We start from the raw sequence: 4,382 nt of genomic DNA on the forward strand, positions 1-4,382 counted from the left end.
AGAGAAGCTGCTTAGTAAACAAGCGAATGATGACAACTACCTTGAAAAACGCCGCCTATTTGGAGCTCTTAGCATGCCAAGTGAAGGTTCTAAGCGATTTGGTGAGCTATTTCCAAGTACTAACTTCGATAAAGAATCGAAACCAAAGGAAACGCTATCACTCCCCTTATGGAAAGATGTTGATCTGACGTTTAAGGATGTCTTTTCTGTTGATGAAGACCGAAGAAATGAGGCCATACATAGATATAACATTCTAGAATTCTTTATAGATCAATATGGTACCGATTTTTCCAAAAAGCAAATAGATGAGTCACTTACTGCTCTAATAGAAAAATTTGGTTCAAGTACACCATCAGCAATCAGCATTTATAGGTACTGGAGAGATTTTAAAAAATCAAATTTTCAGCTTAACTCCCTAATTCCTAAAGTCTCTGCTGGCAATACAAAAAGAAATACTCCCGATGAACTTGAACCTTTAATTCAAGGTGCAATAAGAAATTACTTCTCTGAAGAATGCCCGACAGCAACATCGGCATACGTAACTCTTGAGGTTGAAATTGATCGGTATAATGAAATCAATGGGACTCAATTTGAACCGTTCTCAATACAGGCATTTAGGAAGAGACTAAGAAAGCACTCTGAGTACGAAAAAATACTACTTAGAAAGGGAAAAAGTGTAGCTGATTCTACTTTCAGAAAAGTGGGTAAAAGGCCAGCAACAACACGAGTATTGGAACGTGTAGAAGCAGACCATACTAGGCTTGATTTATTTATTATTGATGAAAAAAACGGTATACCGTTAGGGCGACCGTGGCTCACAGTTTTGTACGATACTCATACAAAGAGCATTGTGGGTTTCTATCTAGGGTTCGAGCCGCCGAGTTACTTATCAGTATCACTAGCACTTGTGAATGCAATTCTTCCAAAAGAACACGTCAAAGAACTATACCCATCAGTAGAAGGGTGTTGGCCTTGTTATGGCTTGCCTGAGCATTTGATTGTCGACAATGGTACTGAGTTTAACAGTAGTGACTTCAAAATAGCGTGCAAAGATCTGAAAATAAAAGTTAAGAAAAACCCGACTAAAAAGCCTTGGCTTAAAGGGTCAGTAGAGCGATATTTTCGAACTATCAATAATCGATTTCTCTCTAGAATGCCAGGTAAGAGTTTTACTAATATATTTGAGAGAAAAGATTACGATCCACTCAAAAATGCAGTTATTGATAATTCGCTTCTACAAGAAATGGTTCATATTTGGATAGTGGATGTTTACCAAAATGGAAAAAACGGGCTAGAAAACAATATCCCAAATCTAAGTTGGATCGATGCTGTTAATTCTTCAATTCCTCCACGTCCTTTCAAAGGGTCTAGAGACGAATTGAAGTTTAACCTAGGAAAAAACCGTGAGGTAGCTCTCGATAAGAATGGGGTTAGGTTAGGCACAACAATACGCTACTCCAGTGTTCGTCTAGCAAGATATTTTGGGCACAAAACTTGTAAAGACATGAAAAGTGTACGTGTGAGGATCAAGTATGATCCTAGTTGTCTTGGTAGGGTTTATGTACTTGATGAAACGAAAGAAGAGTTTTTTGCTGTAGACGCAATTGATGCTGATTACGCCTATTCTGTTTCTGAGTGGTTACACAAGACTTGTTGTAACTATGCAAGGCGACATATTCGCAAGAACTACAACCACAGAGATGTTGTTAAAGCTTGGCGTAAAATCCTCGATATTATTGATGAAGCATTTGAAAAAACAGGTCAAAATAAGAAACGAAACTCTCTAGGGACTACAACTACATCTCGGGTGCAGCGTATAAAAGAGCATTCTAAAAGAGCAACTTCCGAAGCAAAAACACAACAAGCTGATTATGTAAAATCAGAACTTGATGATGAATTAGATTGGGATATCGAGGTTAATACTAATGGTTGGTCGATAAAGTGATTTTATTCAAAAAGGCTAACTGACATGGATAGTAATAAAACAGAAAGCACAGCTGATATGGTCAAACAAATCTTCATTCAGAGCCCGCTAATAACCGACATTCTTGATGATATTTCAGATTGCCGAGAATTTAGTGACGGTATTCATGAACCAGACTGTATGATCGTTGTTGGAGATACTGGGTCGGGAAAAACAACGCTGATAAATAAGTATTTAAACGAAAACCCTCGTTCAGAGACAAGCGAAGGCTCTTTTATACCGATTTTATCGACTTCTCTCCCACCCAATGCGACCCCGATTACGGCTTCTGAGCAGTTGCTATCTGACCTAGGAGATCCACTCGCTTTTTCTAGAGGGAGTGATCCTGTTAAGATCGCCCAAGAAATGAGTGGCTTAATGAAGTCATGCGGAGTTGAATTAATTATCATAGATGAGTTTCAACACATGATAGATCGGAAGAATAAGCAAATTTTACATAGTGCAGCTGACTGGTTGAAGATGCTCATTGTACGTTCAAAAGTACCAGTGGTGCTTTTTGGCATGCCTTACTCAGTGGTAATTTTGGAGGCAAATAGTCAATTAGCAGGACGCTTCGAGTTACAGCACACTCTTGAGCCTTTCCGGTTGAATAGCAAAAATAACCGTAGTATCTATAAAACGTTTTTAACAATGCTTGATGACGCATTACCTTTTGGTGAGTGTTCTGGTCTTGCTGAACCTGACATGATGAAGCGTATCTACGCATTTTCCCAAGGTAATCTACGTCGGATCAGAAAACTCATTAATAGAGCGAGTAGGCTTGCATTACGTGATCATTCAAATAAAGTTGCATTAAAACACTTTGCCAAAGCAGCACCCAAAGTCAGCCTGGTCGCATGTGAAAATCTAAATCCTTTTGAAGTTACTATTAAGGAATTGAAGATCAATCATCCCCCTCAAGATATTGGGTGGGAAAACTATCTGTTTCAACATGAAAAAGACGTATCGGCAAAAGGTTTATTTTGATGCGTTTTTTGTTTTACGGTCTTTGTATGCAAGGCTAAAAGCTCAGTGGCGGATATACTTATCAGACCATTTTCGAGATAGAAAATGCTACGGATAAAAGCCACCTCTCAAGGCTCTGGACAAAAACGAGTCTGGTTTTGTGCTAATAAAAGCCTTGGATAACTGTAGGTATGGATAGGCTTAACTTAATATCCAACTCTGATGGGGCGGACCAGACCGTCTTTTTGTGCTCCCAAAATAAGAACACAACTTTGAGAAAATCTAACAACAAGCAGCAAACCGAAATAAATGAGCAACTTTCAGCTGAATTAGTACATTTCAACTTTGGAACTCAGAGGCTCTTCAACTAAACCTACCTCAACTATAACTGGTGATCGCCGCTTCTGTTGCCAATTTGAGCTTGGTGACTTTATCACTAGTCATCTCAAAGCTGCTTTCATATTTGTTCGTTGAAGCTACTCGAAGTTGGCGTTCGACAGACATAAGATCACCAATAGCTCTCCGTAACTTAGCTGCTGACATACGAACCTGTTTCATTATTTGCATCACTGACGGCCCTGAAACGATAACGCTACAACTCATGGCGTAATACTTTGCATTGAGAATCATTTCAAACTCTCGGATACAACTATTAGCAACAAACAGCTCATCGATTGTTGAGTTGTCAAAGTAGCTATCGACATGCGCCGATCGCTTTATCTCACGGTAAACCTCCCTTAGCTTTTGGGTTTGATCATCTAGTTGACCAATAACAATATTCGCTAATTCAAAGTTTTCATCTGATAGATAAATTTCGTTATTTTTATACTCCGAATCTGCCAGATGAAGTGCCACAATTTTAGCCATGATACCGCTTATACAATCATTGGCATTACCATCGAAAGTTGCCATAATTATGTTACTCATACCGTTTCTCTTGTTCAGTGTGACCTGAAAACAGATCAATCTTTATTGTAAATGAACTAATTTTGTCTTCTGGCAACCATCGTTAGGTGCACAGAAAGATGTACCGTCCCTTTTTACTCTGTATTGTCCAATACCCGCAAAAATTGCTAGAGATCTTGCAATCGCCGCATCAAGCTCGTCTGCATAATGCTGTAGCGTTTGAGTACCATTACCCGATCTAGCCGCTCTAAACATACCTATCTCCATTCGTTGACAATTGTATCGTCAGTTCATTGATATTGATGCAGCTTATACATTCTAGCACCGCAAACGTGTCAGGGATTTTGCTTTCTACTAGTTTTATCGATACTAAATGCCAGATTGGCGGTCATAGTGAAAGGCTTCAATGACTCTCTGATTGAAGTCTTCCAAAGATAATTCCTCGTTGTCTGAGGGGCCATTGCTACTGTTGAATGGTGATGTAGAGCTTATTGCATATTTCGGAGCATTCCGATCAGTCATTTCGGGATTATCCGATCACCCATTT

At 39.1% G+C, this 4,382-nt stretch carries 4 protein-coding genes; 2 read left to right on the forward strand and 2 right to left on the reverse strand.

Annotation, left to right across the window (positions count from 1 at the left end; genetic code table 11):
• On the forward strand, positions 1-1,945 hold a 1,945-nt coding region (locus ACED28_RS22775), incomplete at its 5' end, for a Mu transposase C-terminal domain-containing protein (RefSeq protein WP_371710814.1).
• A gap of 24 nt (positions 1,946-1,969) precedes the next feature.
• Positions 1,970-2,950 carry a TniB family NTP-binding protein gene (locus ACED28_RS22780; protein ID WP_136982638.1) on the forward strand — a complete coding sequence of 327 codons (981 nt, stop codon included), beginning with the start codon at positions 1,970-1,972 and terminating at the stop codon, positions 2,948-2,950.
• A gap of 357 nt (positions 2,951-3,307) precedes the next feature.
• On the opposite strand, the gene ACED28_RS22785 is transcribed toward ACED28_RS22780, so the two are convergent.
• A complete protein-coding gene (locus ACED28_RS22785) occupies positions 3,308-3,856 on the reverse strand; it encodes a hypothetical protein (RefSeq protein ID WP_371710815.1) in 549 nt (182 codons plus the stop codon).
• 42 nt (positions 3,857-3,898) lie between these two features.
• Positions 3,899-4,090 carry a hypothetical protein gene (locus ACED28_RS22790; RefSeq protein WP_371710816.1) on the reverse strand — a complete coding sequence of 64 codons (192 nt, stop codon included), beginning with the start codon at positions 4,088-4,090 and terminating at the stop codon, positions 3,899-3,901.
• Positions 4,091-4,382 lie beyond the last annotated feature (292 nt).

The organism is Vibrio sp. 1F253 (assembly GCF_041439295.1).
Taxonomy (GTDB): Bacteria; Pseudomonadota; Gammaproteobacteria; order Enterobacterales; family Vibrionaceae; genus Vibrio; species Vibrio tasmaniensis_A.

Excerpts from the sequence above, each read along its gene's own strand:
- ACED28_RS22780 (WP_136982638.1), top strand. The coding sequence starts at position 1,970 with ATGGATAGTAATAAAACAGAAAGCACAGCTGATATGGTCAAACAAATC.
- ACED28_RS22790 (WP_371710816.1), bottom strand. The coding sequence starts at position 4,090 with ATGTTTAGAGCGGCTAGATCGGGTAATGGTACTCAAACGCTACAGCAT.
- ACED28_RS22785 (WP_371710815.1), bottom strand. The coding sequence starts at position 3,856 with ATGAGTAACATAATTATGGCAACTTTCGATGGTAATGCCAATGATTGT.